Annotated in this window: 11 protein-coding genes; 1 reads left to right on the top strand and 10 read right to left on the bottom strand. The window is 57.0% G+C overall.

The features are described 5' to 3' along the window. The 10 genes from Q0510_RS02440 to Q0510_RS02395 form a co-directional block, all read right to left on the bottom strand. The coding region (locus tag Q0510_RS02440) for a family 43 glycosylhydrolase (RefSeq protein WP_298707901.1) at positions 1-413 on the bottom strand (413 nt) is incomplete at its 3' end. 110 nt (positions 414-523) lie between these two features. Continuing rightward, positions 524-1,783, bottom strand: coding sequence for a DUF819 family protein (locus Q0510_RS02435; protein ID WP_298707899.1), 1,260 nt, complete (start codon positions 1,781-1,783; stop codon positions 524-526). Between the two features lie 14 nt (positions 1,784-1,797). Beyond that, positions 1,798-2,817, bottom strand: a complete 1,020-nt coding sequence (locus tag Q0510_RS02430; RefSeq protein WP_298707897.1) for a dipeptide epimerase — start codon at positions 2,815-2,817, stop codon at positions 1,798-1,800. Positions 2,818-2,851: 34 nt separating this feature from the next. Continuing rightward, a complete protein-coding gene (locus Q0510_RS02425) occupies positions 2,852-4,576 on the bottom strand; it encodes a serine hydrolase (RefSeq protein ID WP_298707895.1) in 1,725 nt (574 codons plus the stop codon). A 5-nt stretch (positions 4,577-4,581) separates the two neighbouring features. Beyond that, the gene (locus Q0510_RS02420) at positions 4,582-6,180 is read right to left on the bottom strand and encodes a serine hydrolase (RefSeq protein WP_298707893.1); all 1,599 of its coding nucleotides are present in this window, start codon (positions 6,178-6,180) and stop codon (positions 4,582-4,584) included. 33 nt (positions 6,181-6,213) lie between these two features. Next, the gene (locus tag Q0510_RS02415; RefSeq protein WP_298707891.1) at positions 6,214-7,425 is read right to left on the bottom strand and encodes a serine hydrolase; all 1,212 of its coding nucleotides are present in this window, start codon (positions 7,423-7,425) and stop codon (positions 6,214-6,216) included. 44 nt (positions 7,426-7,469) lie between these two features. Next, positions 7,470-8,924, bottom strand: coding sequence for a RagB/SusD family nutrient uptake outer membrane protein (locus Q0510_RS02410; RefSeq protein WP_298707889.1), 1,455 nt, complete (start codon positions 8,922-8,924; stop codon positions 7,470-7,472). Between the two features lie 17 nt (positions 8,925-8,941). After that, on the bottom strand, positions 8,942-12,277 hold the full coding sequence (locus Q0510_RS02405) for a SusC/RagA family TonB-linked outer membrane protein (RefSeq protein WP_298707888.1): 3,336 nt from the start codon (positions 12,275-12,277) through the stop codon (positions 8,942-8,944). A gap of 290 nt (positions 12,278-12,567) precedes the next feature. Beyond that, positions 12,568-13,737 (bottom strand): FecR family protein, encoded by a 1,170-nt coding sequence (locus tag Q0510_RS02400; RefSeq protein ID WP_298707887.1) that lies wholly within the window; start codon positions 13,735-13,737, stop codon positions 12,568-12,570. A gap of 64 nt (positions 13,738-13,801) precedes the next feature. Then, positions 13,802-14,350 (bottom strand): RNA polymerase sigma factor, encoded by a 549-nt coding sequence (locus Q0510_RS02395; protein ID WP_298707886.1) that lies wholly within the window; start codon positions 14,348-14,350, stop codon positions 13,802-13,804. Between the two features lie 446 nt (positions 14,351-14,796). On the opposite strand from Q0510_RS02395, the gene Q0510_RS02390 reads away from it, so the two are divergent. Further along, complete coding sequence (locus Q0510_RS02390; protein WP_298707885.1) at positions 14,797-15,558, top strand: hypothetical protein; 762 nt, start codon at positions 14,797-14,799, stop codon at positions 15,556-15,558. Positions 15,559-15,578: the final 20 nt, after the last annotated feature.

The following is a 15,578-nucleotide window of genomic DNA, read 5'->3' as shown; positions in this document are numbered from 1 at the left end:
ATCTGCTTGCCGGAACCGCTGAGCGCGATGGGTGTGTTTTGTTTGAAAGGGCCTGCGGGATGGGAAGCCTTCGCGATGGCGATCTGCTCGTCGGCTGTATATGCCATGTAGAAGTTGCCTCTATGTTTGAAGACCTGCGGCGCCCAGAAGCCCCCGTTCCCGAAAGCATCGCCACGCTGCAACGCCAGCCTTCGCGAAGTATCCGCCGGCGCTTGCCAGGTTTGCAGGTCTTTGGAGGTGTATACGAGAAAGCCCTTGCTGCTGCTGGTGCCGTACAGATAATATTGCCCCTTGTCGGCGAAAATGGTAGGGTCGGCCAGGAAGATGGACGGCTGCTGTGCCGCGCAGGGCAAGGCCGTAGCCATCAGAGCCGCCAGCGCCGCGCTTGAAAGGATAGTGCTGAATGATACCATAACGCCTAAAATAGAAAAAATCACCCGCTTTCTATAGCGTAACGAAAAACCCCCGAAGCAGCATGCTCCGGGGGGATTTTCGCTTTTACTTTCCAATTGTATAGCCAAACTCAACCGGATGCCCACTGCATGAGCAACCCGCAAAGATAGCCGCCGTAATTGCCGAAAACATAACCCAGCACCGCCAGCAAAACGCCGACAGGCGCCAGCGCCGGGTGAAAGGCCGACGCGATCAGCGAAGCCTGCACCGCGCCGCCGAGATTCGCTTCGCCCGCCACCGCGAAAAAGAAGTAAGGCGCCTTGATCAGCCGGCCCACGATCAGCATGGCCAGGATATGGAACAGCAGCCAGATAAAGCCGACCAGCAACAGGCCGTAGTTCTCCGCCACGCTCGCAATATCCATCTGCATGCCCACCGCGGTGATGAAGAGGTACAGGAACACATTCCCCGTCCGTGAAGCGCCGGAACCCTCCAGCCTGCGCAGCGGCGTGAACGACAATGCCACCCCGATCGTGGTGCACAATATCACCACCCAAAAGAACCCCGACGTCAGGCTGAAACGCTCCAGCACCGGGTAATGCGCCTGGATGTAGGCCACCGTCGGCTCCGCTATGAAGTACGCCAGCCCGCATCCGCCGAAGGCGACCGCCAAAATCGACAACACATTGCCCAGGTTCGGAATCTTCGACGTCGCCAGCTGGTAGGCTTCTATCTTCTCCCGCACCTCGTCCACATCCTTGTCGTTGGCGCGGAAGAAACGGTTCAATTGCTTATTCCTCCCCACGCCGAACAGCAGGATCGCCAGCCACAGGTTGGCGATGATCGTGTCGAGGATCACCATGCTGGAGAAAAGCTTCGGGCTGGGCTTGAACACCTCGCTCAACGCCGCCAGGTTTGCGCTGCCGCCGATCCAGCTGCCCGAAACGCAGGCCAGTCCCCGCCAAACGGCGTCCGGCCCTTCGCCGCCCACCAATCCGGGTGCGAATTGTTTTACGATGAGGATCGTCAGCGGCCCGCCGATGATCACGCCCACGGCTCCGGCCAAAAACATGGCGCCCGCTTTCCTGCGCAGCTTCCACAATTCGCGGATATCCACGCTCAGCGTAAACAATACCAGGCCCGCCGGCAGCAGGAACTTCGAAATCAGCTCGTATACCCGCGAATTTTCGCCGTTGATGACGTTGGTGGTGTTCAGGATGCCGGGCACGAAATACATGACCAGCAGGGGCGGACAAAAGAAATAAAACTTCTTCAGCACCCGGTTCTGCGAATTCGAGGTGAGGTGCACGGCCGTTGTAATCAGCACCAGGATGGCGAAAACGACGATATCCTGCTGGATCAGCGGCTGGCGGACTGTTACTTCATTCATGATGTCTGGATCGCTTATTTTTTGCGCAGGCCCAGGCCCGGCGCATCTGATAAAATGATTTTCCCTTCTCTCAGTTCAGGATCGTGATACGGATTGTTGGCGATCAGCCAGCTGCTGTCCAGATCCACCCAGTCGCACAAAGGCGCGATGGCCGCGGCGCCCAGTATCCCGACAGACGATTCGCTCATGCAGCCGATCATCAGCTTCAACCCCAGCGAACGCGCCTTCTGCACCATCTTGTAACCTTCCAGCATGCCTGTGCATTTCGACATTTTGATATTGATGCCATGGTACACGCCTTTGGCGCTTTCCACATCCACGAGCCGCTGCACGGCCTCGTCGGCAACCACGGGAAGCGGGCTGTGCTCCGTAACCCAGGCGTTGTCGTCGCGCTGCGCCACGGGCATGGGTTGCTCGATGAAGGTGGTCCCCTGGTCCTTCAGCCAATGGATCATGTCGATGGCTTCCTGGCGGTCGGTCCAGCCCTGGTTGGCGTCTACACACAACGGCTGGCTGGACACGGAGCGGATCGCTTCGATGATCCCGCGGTCGTTTTCGCCGCCGAGCTTTATTTTCAGCAGCTTGAATTCCGTGGCTTCGCTTACTTTCTTGCGGATCACATCCGGCGTGTCCATCCCGATGGTGAACGAAGTCACCGGCATTGTGGCTGGATCGGCGCCGAAGAGCTGGTAGCAGGGCTTTCCGAGGATTTTACCGTAAAGGTCGTTCAGCGCTACGTCGATGCCCGCTTTGGCGGCCGTGAGGCCGGGGCGCTTCTTTTCCACGAAATCCATGATAGACTGGCGGTCGCTGATGTCGGAGATTTTCGCGAAATCCGGCGCCAGCGAAGCGTAGAAGGCGAGCACATCGTCGATGGTTTCGTCGAAGTAATAACCCGGACTGGCTTCCCCGGCGCCGGTATAGCCTTCATGTTCAATGGTTACATAAATCACGGATTGCGTCAGTAAAGTGTACCCGGAAATGGTGAACGGATATTTTTTCCTGAGCTCGAATGTTTCAAAACTGAGTTTCATGTTGTATATGATTTTCGAATGATTGTTTGGTTGGTTACCGCTGCCTGAAACCGGCGAGTTGGCGCGGCGATTGATTTTTCGAAACGGTTTTGTAGAAGTAGATGCGGTTGGCCCGTGGCAAGTGTACCGACAGCCGGGCTACCTGGTTTTTGTCGATATTGAAATCGTAAATCACCCTGAGCTTATGGTCAAATCCTTTATACCCGATATGCCGGCCGGTATTGAAAACTGGTTCCAGGATCACGGAATCGGAAGGCGCGCGGTGCATGATCAATCCTTTGGAATGTGGCTCCACATACATCGTCACATCGCAATCCTCGCTGTGGTACGCGCCGGAGATGACTTTCAGCAGCGCCGGTGAAACGGATTGGACGGGAATTTTCCTGTAGGTGACAGGCTCCCCGCCGCGCGTAAGCGTTACGGATTCGCCGGTTCCCGAGAATTGATACAATGTTTTTTCCAGCAGGAATTTATTGCCCGGAAGCGCTTTCAACGGCGCGCGGTATTGCATGAGCCCGTTTTTACCGGCGAAGAACTGGAGGACGTCGGAACTGTCGGTCTCGTTCATGTAACTTCCGGTTTTCCCCGCCAGCATGGCTGGTTGTATGCGGATGGTATCCATGTCGGAGTATGTGAAAGGCTTTACAGCCTTGCGGTCGAAAAGAATGTGGTAGATGTCGTTGTTGAGTTCCACGGTGGAGATTTCCTGGTTGTTGCTCGTATAAGCGACCGCGAAATCCCCGGCAGGGTAGTAGGTGGTCAATGCACGGAAAGCGCCGAGGAAGCCGGAATGGCTGATCTGCTGAATGCCTTCAATGTTTTTAACGTACACGCCGCCGTTCGCATAATCGCAGGTGTCGCCGTTGTTGAGCACGTATCGCTCCAGCCGCATTTTTGTAAATGCGTCGTTGGGTGAGAAATGATGGTTGATGTAGCGCAGCCATTTGTGCAGGTCTTCCGCCGTGGTGATAAGGCCCGCCGCGCCGTAGTTCTCGTCAAGTACGGTGCCGGCTTCCCAGGTTTTGCCGTTGCGATAGTAGCCGGTGGCTTTGCCGGGCGCTACATACCGGAAATGCTTCCGGAAGTAGGAGCGGTCCATACCGGCGGGTGCGAGCAGGCTGTCCTGGACGAACTTCACAAACGGAACGCCCGTCAGTTTTTCCACGAGCGTCGCCGCCAGGTCGTATCCGGCGTTGGTGTAGGATAAGCGCTCACCAGGCGCGTAATTGAGGTTCGCCTGCCGGAAGATCATATCCAGGGCAAAAGCCTGGTTCATGAGCCGGTAACCGGTAGGCCAGGGCGTGAGGTAGGTCACGTTCCGCCAGTCTTTTAACCCGCTCGTATGCGTGAGCAGCTGCCGGATCGTAATGGTAGCGCCGTAATCCGGCAGCTCCGGGAAATATTTGCGCGCATCGTCTTCCAGCGACAATTTCCCCTGCCGCACCAGCAGCAGCAAAGCCGTTGCGGTGAATTGCTTCGAAACGGATGCCGCTTCGAAAAGCGTGGTATCGGTCACGGGCAAGGGTTGCTCCAGGTTGGCGACCCCGAACGATTTCCGGAAGATCACTTTTCCTTCCCGGCTCACGATCAACGTCCCCCCGGGCTCGTGCGCGCCGAATTCCGCCGTGAGCCGCGTGAGCCGGGCTACGATGCTGTCGGTCTGCTGGGCTTGTGCTACCGCTCCGGTGAGAAGGGCGGCCAGCAGGCATCCTGTCCGGAAGATGGGCATCCTCCGGCGCTTGCTTGTAATTGCGTTCATATCTTTTATTTGACAGGTTTCAGGTCCAGGTCGTGAAAGTCGAGGCTGACGTCGGTCAGCGGCGATACGGCTTTCATTTTCGCCGCTACGATTTTTCCTGCGGCGTCCAGTGTAAATGTGATAAAAGCGTCGCCGCGCACTTCGCGATGGTCCCACCGCACGATGAAAGTCTCATACTGCCAGTGCTCCATTTGGCCGTAGAACACGGGCGTATGCTGTGCTTTCATGTACAGTTTGCCATCTTTCAGCGTCACCGTAATATCCCCGTACCAGGGATCACGATAAATGCCGGCGTATTGTGCGATCGGAAGCGCCGGGCGCGAGGTGCTGTCCCGCTTGCCCAGCGATTGCCCTTCCAGCGCCGCAAACCGCGCGAACTTCGCGTCTTCCTGTATCCGGTAGCCCCGTATCCAGTTGGTTGGCGGTTTTTTCAGGTAGTAATCCGCCAGGTGTTGCAGGATCGCGTTATACGCGTTGCCGGATTCCTGGTTCGTGAGCACCGTAATGCCCAGGCCATGCTCCGGGAACAGCATCACGCAGGAAACGAATCCGTCGAGTTTGCCGCCATGTGTTACCACTTTGGTGCCGCGGTTCAGGTACACCCTGAACCCCAGCGCATAACTGTTCATCTCCGTTCGGGAAGGCCCGATCCACGCGGGTACGGATACTTCCGGCATGGGATTCACGCCCTGCCATAGCAGCGCCGCCGTTTTAGGACGGAACAACGTCTTCCCCGAATCCAGTTGTACCAGCATCCATTTCGCCATATCCGCCGCATTCGACACGATGCCGCCCGCGGGGTTGGATTTATCGCTCATGCCTTCTTCGAAAAACGTTTCCAGCACACTGATGCGGCCTTTGCTGTCGGGGATATGCGGCATCGCACCGTTTGCCTGCCCCTGGAACCGGGAGAACCGCTCCAGCGTGCCGTGCATCCCGGCAGGATCGAGGATTTCACGGCGAATGAAATCTTCCCACGACATTCCGCTTACTGCTTCGATCACTTCCCCGGCCGCCAGGTACAGCACATTGTCGTATGCATACGCCGAACGGAAGCTGGTGGCCAGCGGCAGAAAGCGGATCCTCTCCACGATCTCGCGCCGCGTGAAATCGCTCACGGGAAATTGCATGAGATCCCCGGCATAGGGCGCCAGGCCGCTGTTGTGCACCAGCAGGTCCCGGATGGTGATCTCCCGCGTTACAAATGGGTCCGACATCCGGAACCATGGCAAATGGTCGATCACGCGGTCGTTCCATTGCAACTTGCCCCGCTCCGCCAGGATCCCCAGCGCGGTGGCCGTAAATGCTTTTGTATTCGATGCGATGGGGAAGAGGGTTTGCGCATCCACCTTCCCGCTTTCGCCCATTTTCCGCACGCCATATCCCTTCGAAAGCAGTACCTGCCCATCTTTCACCACCGCGATGCTGAGGCCGGGTACGTGAAAGGAATCGAGGACCTGCCCGATGTAGGCGTCCAGCCCCGGCGGCAGCGGCGTTGGCTTCCGCTGGCCGAACCCGGTGGCATAGACGGCTATCAGGAGGGACAAAAGGAGGGCTTTCCGGCTGCTCCCGCAACCGGTAACGTCAATCTTTTTGTACATCATTCCGTTACATTTAGATCATTGGTATTTGGGTGATCAGAACAGGTCGATCGCCGGCCAGGCCGTGGCGCTGCTGTTCACCGCCGGCCAGATTAAACGGTCCAGCGCCGTATTGAAGGCCGTGGTGTTGTTGCGCGTGTTCAGGAATATCGCCCAGCTGTAACCATGGTACGTGCGCACCATCCAGGTGCGGGTGCCGGACAGCGAGCCGCCATGGTACCAGTTCCCGTTTGTGCTGATGCGGATACCGAATGCATAATTGGATATGGTGGATTTGGTGCTGAGCGCCGTGGTGGTGGCGGCCGCCAGGAGGTCCGGCACCGTCGTGAACCCGTCATTGTGCACCATCACGCGCATATAATCGATCGGGCTGCCGATCCAGGCGCCCGCCGCGCCCAGCCGCGTAAACGCGTTGCTGTTATAGCCGTAAGGCAGGTTCCCGTTCTGGCCGTAGTAGCGGACTTCGTTGGGTTTCCGGCCCGCGTAGGTAGACGCGCCGATCTGCATGTTGGTGACGCCGGAGGGCCCCAGCACGTTTTGCTGGATGAAGGTCACGTAATTCTGCCCCGTGATTTTCTCGATGATCCTTCCCATGATCATGAACCCGAGGTTGGAATAATCGGTTACAGTGCCGGGGGCGTTGGCCAGGGGACGGTTATTGATGGCCCAGCCGATGAGCTGGTCGATGTTATAGGAGGATTGCGCGAATGCGGGATCGCTGGAAGAATTGCCCCATCCGCCGCCTTCGTGGCGCAGCAGTTGCTCCACGGTCATATCCTGGACGTAGGCGGGATAAGGCTTGGTACCCAATACGGTATCGAGCAGCGCACCCGCGCCGAAGATCTTATCGGTCAGTTCCAGCGAGTCGTCTTCCACGAGCTTCATCACGCCGAGCGTGGTCACGAACTTACTGAGGCTGGCGATGCGGAACAGGCTGGAGGTATCTACCATGTCCATGGTCGTGGAATCGGCGATGCCATAGCCTTTCGCATACACGAGCTTGCCGTCTTTCACCACGGCGATAGACGCGCCGGGCACCTGGTACAGTGCCATGAAGCTGGCGATCTGCGTGTCGATCACCGGCATGTCGGGCATGATGGTGGTGACGGACGATTGCGTGTCGGGCTTCAGTTCCGGCGAAGGCGGCGCAACCAGGTCTTTCTTGGAACAGGCCGCCAGGAACAGCATGGCGGATATCAGGCCGAGGGCGCAGTATTGTATGAAGCGTTGGGAATTGTTGATGTGCATAACATTGATTTTTTCAGGACGAATGTTTGACTTTTCCCGGCAGATTAGCGCCAGCCGGGATTTTGAACCATGTTGGGATTGGCGTTCATTTCATCATAAGGAATAGGCATGATGAAACGGTTGTTGGGATATTTGTAAGTGGTCTGCGCATCCGACTGGATGTTGATCACGTCTTTCCCTTTCCGGTTGAGGTCGAACAGCCGGTTCCCTTCGAAGGCCAGCTCTTTACGGCGTTCGAGGATGATCCGGTCGATCAGCGCTTCGCCGCTCAAATCCACATCCGCCGCGGCGGCGTCAGCACGTTTAACGATCACGTTCAGGTCCGCCAGCGCACCCGCGCGTTTGGAAGCATCCGTGAGCGCCAGCTCCGCGCGCGCTTCGGCGCGGATGAGGTACATTTCCGCTTTGCGCAGCACTTTCGGGTTATCGTCCTTCGTTCCCACACCATTCGGATACTTCCCGATGAAATACGCCTGTGGCTCCGCATTGACGCGCGCGCCCGGTGTTACAAGCCCGCGGCGCACGTCGGTGGCAGTGTAAGTATCGTACAGGTCCTTCGACGCCAGCAGATCGCCATACCCAGCCTGTTCGGTCATATACCCGATCCCGTCGGAACCCGAGTTGCTGTTGGGCGTATTGCCGATCTCCAGCAACGATTCCGCAGAAAATTTCGCGCTCCAGCTGGCAACATACCCCGAAGCGGGGAGGAGGGTGTACAACGTATTGTCGATCACCTTGGTGGCGTACGTTTCGGCATTGGCCCAGTCTTCCTGGTAGAGATACACCTTGGCCAAAAGCCCCTGCACTGCGGCCAGCGTGAACCGGCCGTTGCTCTTCGCGTTGGTCATCAGCGATTCTGCCTGCTTCAGATCGGATACGATCTGCGCATAGCTTGCCGCCACATTCTCGCGGTTGGGGTAGATGATCTGGTTAGACGGCTGCGTATACACCGGTATCCCCAAATGCGCCGCGCCCGCCGAGAAATTGTAAGGCTGCGCAAACAGGCGCACCATGTCAAACATGGCCAAAGCCCGGCACGCATACAGCTCGCCGGTCACCTGGTTGGCCTTCGGCTGGTCGGTGCCCGAAAAGGTGATTTTTTGCGCGGAAGCCAACGCCAGGTTAGCGTTCACAATCACCTGGTTCATCAGTTGCCACGCACCGGTGAGATAAGAATCCCCGTTGCCCACGGCGAAGCGGTCCTGGTTGAGGTACCGCCCGAAATTGCGGATGCTGATGAAGCAGTTGTCGCCCATCAGCTCGGGCACCAAAATGAACGTACGGTTATAGTAATTCGCCTGCTTGAAGCGGCTATACACGCCGGTGGAAGCCGTGGTGAGCGATTCGAGGTCTTTGATCTGGTCGAAATCGATGGCCTGGGGGTTCTTCAGCTCCAGGAAGGATTTTCCGCAACCCGCCGTCATCAGCGTTGCGCCCGCGGCGAGGATGAGTGTAAAGGATGCAAGACTGCGCATGATCCTGACTTTTATCGTTTGCATACTCATGCATTAAAAGATTAAAGGGAAAGATTAACGCCGATAGCGAATTGCCGCGATATAGGCAGGTTCTGGTCCAGCACGCCACTGATATCCGTTTCAGGGTCATACGGCAGATACGGGTCGCGGACATACGTGTAAAGGTTGTTGCCCCGCACATATACAGACGCGCCCCTCACCACCTGTTTCAGCTGCCCCCGCACCGGTATCTGGTACGACAGCGTTACCTCGCGCAGGCGGATGTAGCTGCCGTCGTACAGGAACCGGGTCGAAGACTGGTTCGAGAGCCCCGACTGGCTGCCGCGGTAAGCCATCTTCGGATATTTCGCGTTGTCGCCGGGCTGTTTCCAGTGGTGGTCGTAGGTCATCCTGCTGATCTGGCCGGTTTCGGTAAGCCCGGCGGAACCGTCTGATTGCGTATATGCGCCCCAGCTGTCGTAAATGTGGTTGCCCCAGTTGAAGTAAATGAGGGTCGACAGCGATACGCCTTTGAAGGAGAAGGTATTCGTCAGCCCGCCGAAAACCGACGCCAGCGCGCTCTTGCCGGTTTGTTTGTAAGGTGCGGCCTGGTTGTAGACGTTGGTGGTTTTGGATTCGGTTTTGTCGGTATACCACAGCGCGTCTCCCGTCTGGGGATCCACGCCGGCATAACCGCGGAGGTAGAACTGGTAGAAGTCGCCGCCGATCTCCCGGAGGAAGACCCCTGTCACTACGCTGGAATCCTGGTAAGCGAGGATCTTGTTCTTCTGTGTGGAGATGTTAAAGTTGATATTCCAGTCAAAACCACCCGCAGCTTTCGCTTTAACGGCCTGGCCGTTGAGCGTGAGCTCCCAGCCTTCGTTCTTCATCCCACCCACGTTGTAATTGAGCTTGGTCACGCCGTTTTCCATCGGCACGGGCATGTCCTGGAACAGGTTGCTGGTGCGGCGGGTGTACCAGTCGATGCTACCGGTCAGCCTGCCTTTCAGGAATTCGAATTCAAGCCCGATGTCGAGCGGACGGTTCTCTTCCCAGGTCAGTGTGCCGCTTTCGATCTGCCCGAGGATGAAGCCCGGCAGGTTCATGTAGTTGTTGCCGCCGGAAAGGAAGCCCTGCGCGCCGTAATAATCGCCCAGTTGGCTGCCGCTCAAACCATAGCTGGCCCTGAGTTTCAGCCTGTCGATCCACGAAGCGTTCATCATGAAATTTTCCTTGTCGATGTTCCAGGCGGCGCCAGCCGACCAGAAATTGGCCCAGCGGCGGAGGCTACCGAAGCGCGAAGATCCGTCGCGGCGGCCGGTCAGGTTGATATAATATTTCTGGTCGTAATTGAAGCTGGTATTTACGAAGTAGGAGGCGATGGAAGCTGCCGCGCGGTAGCTCCAGGCCACGAAAGGCTCGGATGCGTTCTGCAGCGTGTAAAGGTCCTGCGCCGCGAAGTTGTTCGCCTGCGTGCTCACGCGCTTCAGGTTGCGGCGGGCGCCTTCCTGGCCGAGGGTGGCGTTAACGCCCAGGCTGCCGAACTGCCGGTTGAATTTCAGGAGGTTCGATGCCGTCCAGTTGGCCCACAGTGTAGAATATTCCGCGCCCCTGCCGTTGGAGCCGCGGCCGTCGCTCCAGAGCGGGCTCCAGTAACGGTAATCGTCGGAATAATGGATGTCGATGCCCAGCTTGGATTCTGCGGATAAATAATCCGTCAGCTGCAATTGAGCGCCCACGTTGCCGATGGCCTGGTAGATATTGGTTTCGTATTTGTTTTCGTTACGGACGATTTCAGGATTGTATACCAGGTTGGGATTGTACGCCCCGGTTTCCGTATACGGCGCCAGCCAGGGCACGAGGCGGTAAAGGCTGCGGATGGGGTTTTGGCCTGTTCCCGCCGCCGGTACGGTGCTCAGCCGCTGCCCGGTGAAGTTCATGGTGCTGTTGAAGCTGAGCCGTTTGCTGGCTTTGTGGTTGAGGTTGATGCGCGCGGTCTTGCGGTCGAACCACTGCCCGCGGGTTACCGCGTCTTGTTTATAATAGCCTCCGGAGAGGAAGAATTTCGTTTTGTCGTTCCCGCCGGAGGCCGACAGGTTGTATTGCTGGTATTGGCCGGTTTGCGTGATCACGTCCATCCAGTCGGTATTCACATCCGGGTTCAAGCCCTGGGTGATGAGGAACGCCTTCGCTGCTTCGGGCGTGGTGATGCCGTTGGTCTGCCGGTTCAGGACGCCTTCGGTCATCAGTTCCGTCATTTCCGCCGTGCTCAGCGGTTTGTTGCGTTTGGAAGTGGCCATCTGGTTGATGCCGTAGTTGGCGGAAGCGGAGATGTTCGTACGGCCCGCCGCGCCTTTCTTGGTCGTAATGAGGATGACGCCGTTCGCGCCCTGCGATCCGTAGATCGAAGCGGCGGAGGCGTCTTTCAGCACCGTGATGGATTCAATATCGTTCGGGTTGATACCGGCGCCGGAGTTGGAGGAAGTGGCCAGCGTGGTGATCTCCTGCGTGAGCATGGGCACCCCGTCCACCACATACAGCGGCGTATTAATGCCGCTGAACGAGCTGATGCCCCGGAGCCTCACCGTTGGCGCGGCGCCCGGCTGGCCGGTGGATTCCATCACCTGCATCCCCGCTACGTTTCCCTGCAGCGACTGCTGGAACGAAGGACGGGAACGGTCTTCCAGCTGCTCGCTCTTCACCGTAACGGCGGAACCGGTGTAGGAAGCGCGGCTCTGGGTGCCGTAGGGCACCACCAGCACCTCATCCATCTGCCGGGCAGACGGCTTCATGATGATGGCCAGGTAGCCTTCGTTGGTCCGGGAAGCGGAAACGTCGGTACTACTCAGTTGCACCGAGCCGTCGTTGTTGAAATGCGCTTTCAGCTCCTGGGTGGCATATCCCACGAAAGTGATCACCAGCACCGATCCCTGGCGGACGTCCGCCAGCTGGAACCTGCCCTGCTCGTTGGATTGCGTGCCCCTCGAGGTCCCTTTCACAAATATACTCGCGCCCCACACCGGTTCCCCGGCCTGGGTGAGCAATCTTCCCGTAATATCCCCTTTCACAGAATCGGCGGCCGCACCCTGGCGGAAGGAGGCGTTGGCTTTGCGTGACAGAATGATCGTGCGGTTGACGATTTTGTACGTGACGGGCTGGTTGTTCAGGCAGATCTGCAATACATCTTCCAGCGGCCGGTCGTGTACCTGCACGGTCACGCGCTGCGCCGCCTGGATGTCGCTGTCGAAATACACGAAATTGTATCCCGTCTGCTTTTTAATCGCCCGGAAAACCCGGGAAATCGGAGCGTCTTTCTCGTTAATGGTGAGCTTCTGTGTGTAACCCTTGGCACTAGCGGCAAGACACCCGATCAGCATGAAGATCGAGGAAAGTTTCATGGCTCGGATCACCTTGGTTTTTAAAGTCTCATGAAAAATGATGACGCGCGGATGCATACTGCGCGGTTTCCTGGCTGGCAAGTCTTTGGTTAAAGTCATATCTTTGCCGGGTCCCGGTTTCCCCGGGACAGGTTTGGGTGAATAAATAAAACAGTCAAGCGAGATTGTAATTTCGGCGCCCGAATTCCGGCCGTCGCGTCTGACCACGCGACGGCTTTCTTTTTGGAAAGCCTTTTTACTTGTGTTTTGCTGGCAGGTACACCAGATTTTGGTTGCGTTGCATATTCATATTATTTAGGTATGACGATAACTTTGCGGCCTTCTATTTCGAAAGACACGCGGCCGGTAAGTTCCAGCATCTGGAACAGTTCGGAAGCATTCACGCTCCGCGACACGTCGCCCGACAGGGTGCCGGTCACCTTGCCGCGGTATTCCACCTCCAGGTCGTACCACCGTGCGGCCTGGCGCATGACGGTTTCGATGTCGGTGCCCGTGAAATAAAAATCCCCTTTCTTCCAGGCCATAACCTGGTCCAGGTCGGGCCGGGTAGTGGTGATATTGCCCGCCGGCGTAACGGATGCCTGTTCGCCGGGTTGCAGGGGATGGGTGTTGCCGGAAAGTTGGAGCTGCACGGCTCCTTCCAGTAAAGTGATATTCGTGACAGATTCTTCGGTGTATGCGTTGATGTTGAAATGCGTGCCCAGCACTTCGGTCTGCGTGCCGCGGGCGGTAACCACGAACCGTTGGCCGGCCTTCTTCGCCACTTCAAAATACCCTTCGCCTTTCAGTTCCACGTTGCGTTGCCTGCCGTGGAACGCGACGGGGTAGGTGAGGGAAGAGCCGGCATTGAGCCAGACGCGCGTGCCGTCAGACAGTGTAATGCTGACTACCTGGCTGCCCCGGGGATTGTTGAGGGTATTGAAAACGGGTGTGGCGCTTTCGCCCGTGCTGCCGTTATAGGCGATTTCTCCGCCGTCGAGTTTCACGAGCCGGGTGTTGGATTGCGTGGCCATGGTGCCGTTGGCGAGGCTGTCGAGCACCAGTTGGGATCCGTCGCCCAGGGTGATGGTGGCGCGGGTGGAGCGGGGGGCTTTTACATCCTGCGCTATGGTGGTGGGTGTTGTAGCCGGCGCGGGCGGGTTTCGTTGGTTGAAAAGGAAAAAGGTGGCGGCTCCGCCGATGAGGAGGATGGCCGCGGCGGCGCGCCAGGAACGGCGGCGCCAGGGGACAATGCGTGCCCTGGTGCTGATGCCCGCTTTGTTGCGGATGCGCTCCAGCAGTCGGGCTTCATGCGCTTCTTCGCCGGAAACGAAGCTGGCCGGGATGTGCACGGGATCTTCCATGCCGGTGTTGTACCAGTCCTCCAGTTGCGCCCGCTCGGCATCCGTGATAGTTCCTTCCATCAGTTTGCGGATCAGTTGCTGGTAATAGGCGAGGTCTTCCCTTTGTTGGCCGGGCATAATGCATGCGTTTTCCTATAAGTAGGATAAAAAGAGGCTTCCCCCTACGCGGGTTGAAAAAAAATTAAATGATCCCGCCGAGGGAGAAAATGGAGCGGAGGGCGGAATGGAGATGCTTCAGCGCCTTGGTGATCTGGTTTTCCACCGTTTTCTCGGAGATGCCAAGGGTTTGGGCGATTTCTTTGTGGGAGAGGCCTTCGTTGCGGCTCAGTTCATATACGAGGCGGCAGCGTTCGGGCAGTTGCGCGGTGGCCTGGAGGATCTGGGCCTTAAGGGCGTTATAATCGCATTCGGGTTCCTGCCACCCGCCGGTGGCGGCCTGCTGCTGAAAGTCGCGCTGGCGCTGCTGTTTGTCGTAGTAAGCGAACACCTGGAATTTGACGGCGCCGGCCAGGTACTGCTTCAGGGTGCTGCGGATGCTGATATCTGCACGGCGCTTCCAGAGATCGGCGAAAATATCCTGCACGATCTCTTCCGCGTCAGCCAGCATGCCCGTCTTATTGGCCGCTACCGAAAACAACAGCTTCCAGTAACGCCGGTACACCTCGGTAAACGCCGCTTCATCCCCTTCCTGCAGGAGGGAAAACAACTGCTCGTCTGTATATGCATGCAAAAGCGTCAAAGCAAAATATAGTTGGTAAGCGTTACGATCTGGTTGATGGAATAGCCTGATGCTGCGAAAAGATACTTAATTATCCACGGTTTTGAAACAATTGCGTGATTTTTTCCGTGCGCCCGCTGCAGGATATACGATGACATTCCCCTGACCAACCCCGGAAACCCGGAAAGTTTACCGGGTTTAAAAAATGCTACAATGTTGCAAATAATTTGTACCTTAGTTGCCGGATGCGGGTCAAACCGTTACCAGTACTGTATTTATCATCGTTTTTAAAAAATGTTAAAATTTTCCCGATTTCGTAAACGGCGCGGTTTATTGTTGACTAATTTTGCATTTGAAATTTGTTACGGGAGCTATCGAGATCGAGTATACGTTATTTATATCCCTTTCATCCAACCGCGCTCCGCCCAACGACATGAGAAAATAAACAGCGATAATATATGATCAGGGGAACCATCAGCCGGATTTGCTTACTGGCCATCGCGCTCGCCGCCACCCAGGCTGCCGCAGCACAACAGATCCAGGAACCAGGCGTAAAATCAAAAACCAGCTTTGCCATCGTGGTCGACGAGCCCACGTTCAAAAAAGCCCAGAAAGAAATCGAAGCATACCGTACCGCGGTGGAGCAATCCGGCCTCGGCACCTATATCATTTACGAAAACTGGAAAAACCCGGAACAGATCCGGAAAGTACTGAAAGACCTCCACGCCCGCCCGCAGAAACTGGAAGGCGCCGTACTCGTGGGCAATATTCCCATCCCGATGGTCCGTGATGCCCAATACCTCACCTCCACCTTCAAAATGAACCAGAAAATCAACTGGCAGCGGTCTTCCGTACCGTCGGACCGCTTCTACGACGATTTCCATATGGCGTTCGATTTCATCAAACAGGACAGCGCGCAGAAAAATTACTTCTACTACAGCATCAATCCTGATGCCGCGCAGCAGATCAACATGAGCATCTACACTGCCCGCATCAAACCGCCGGTGATCAAAGGCCGCGAGTCCGCCGATCTCATTAGGGAATACCTCGTGAAAGTGGTGGAAGAGAAGAAGAAGAAGAATCCTGTCAACGATATTTTCATCTCCACCGCCCACGGCTACAATTCAGAATCGGTGAATTCGTACGCCGGCGAGCAGATGCAGATCAGGAAGAGAGTTGGGCCGTCCGTAGATCGACCGCTGCCACGCGCGCCATCATGACCAGCCGGGCCCCGATGCGG

Origin of the sequence: uncultured Chitinophaga sp., from assembly GCF_937874145.1 — a bacterium.
Taxonomy (GTDB): domain Bacteria; phylum Bacteroidota; class Bacteroidia; order Chitinophagales; family Chitinophagaceae; genus Chitinophaga.
This window is presented reverse-complemented; position numbering and strand designations above follow the sequence as displayed.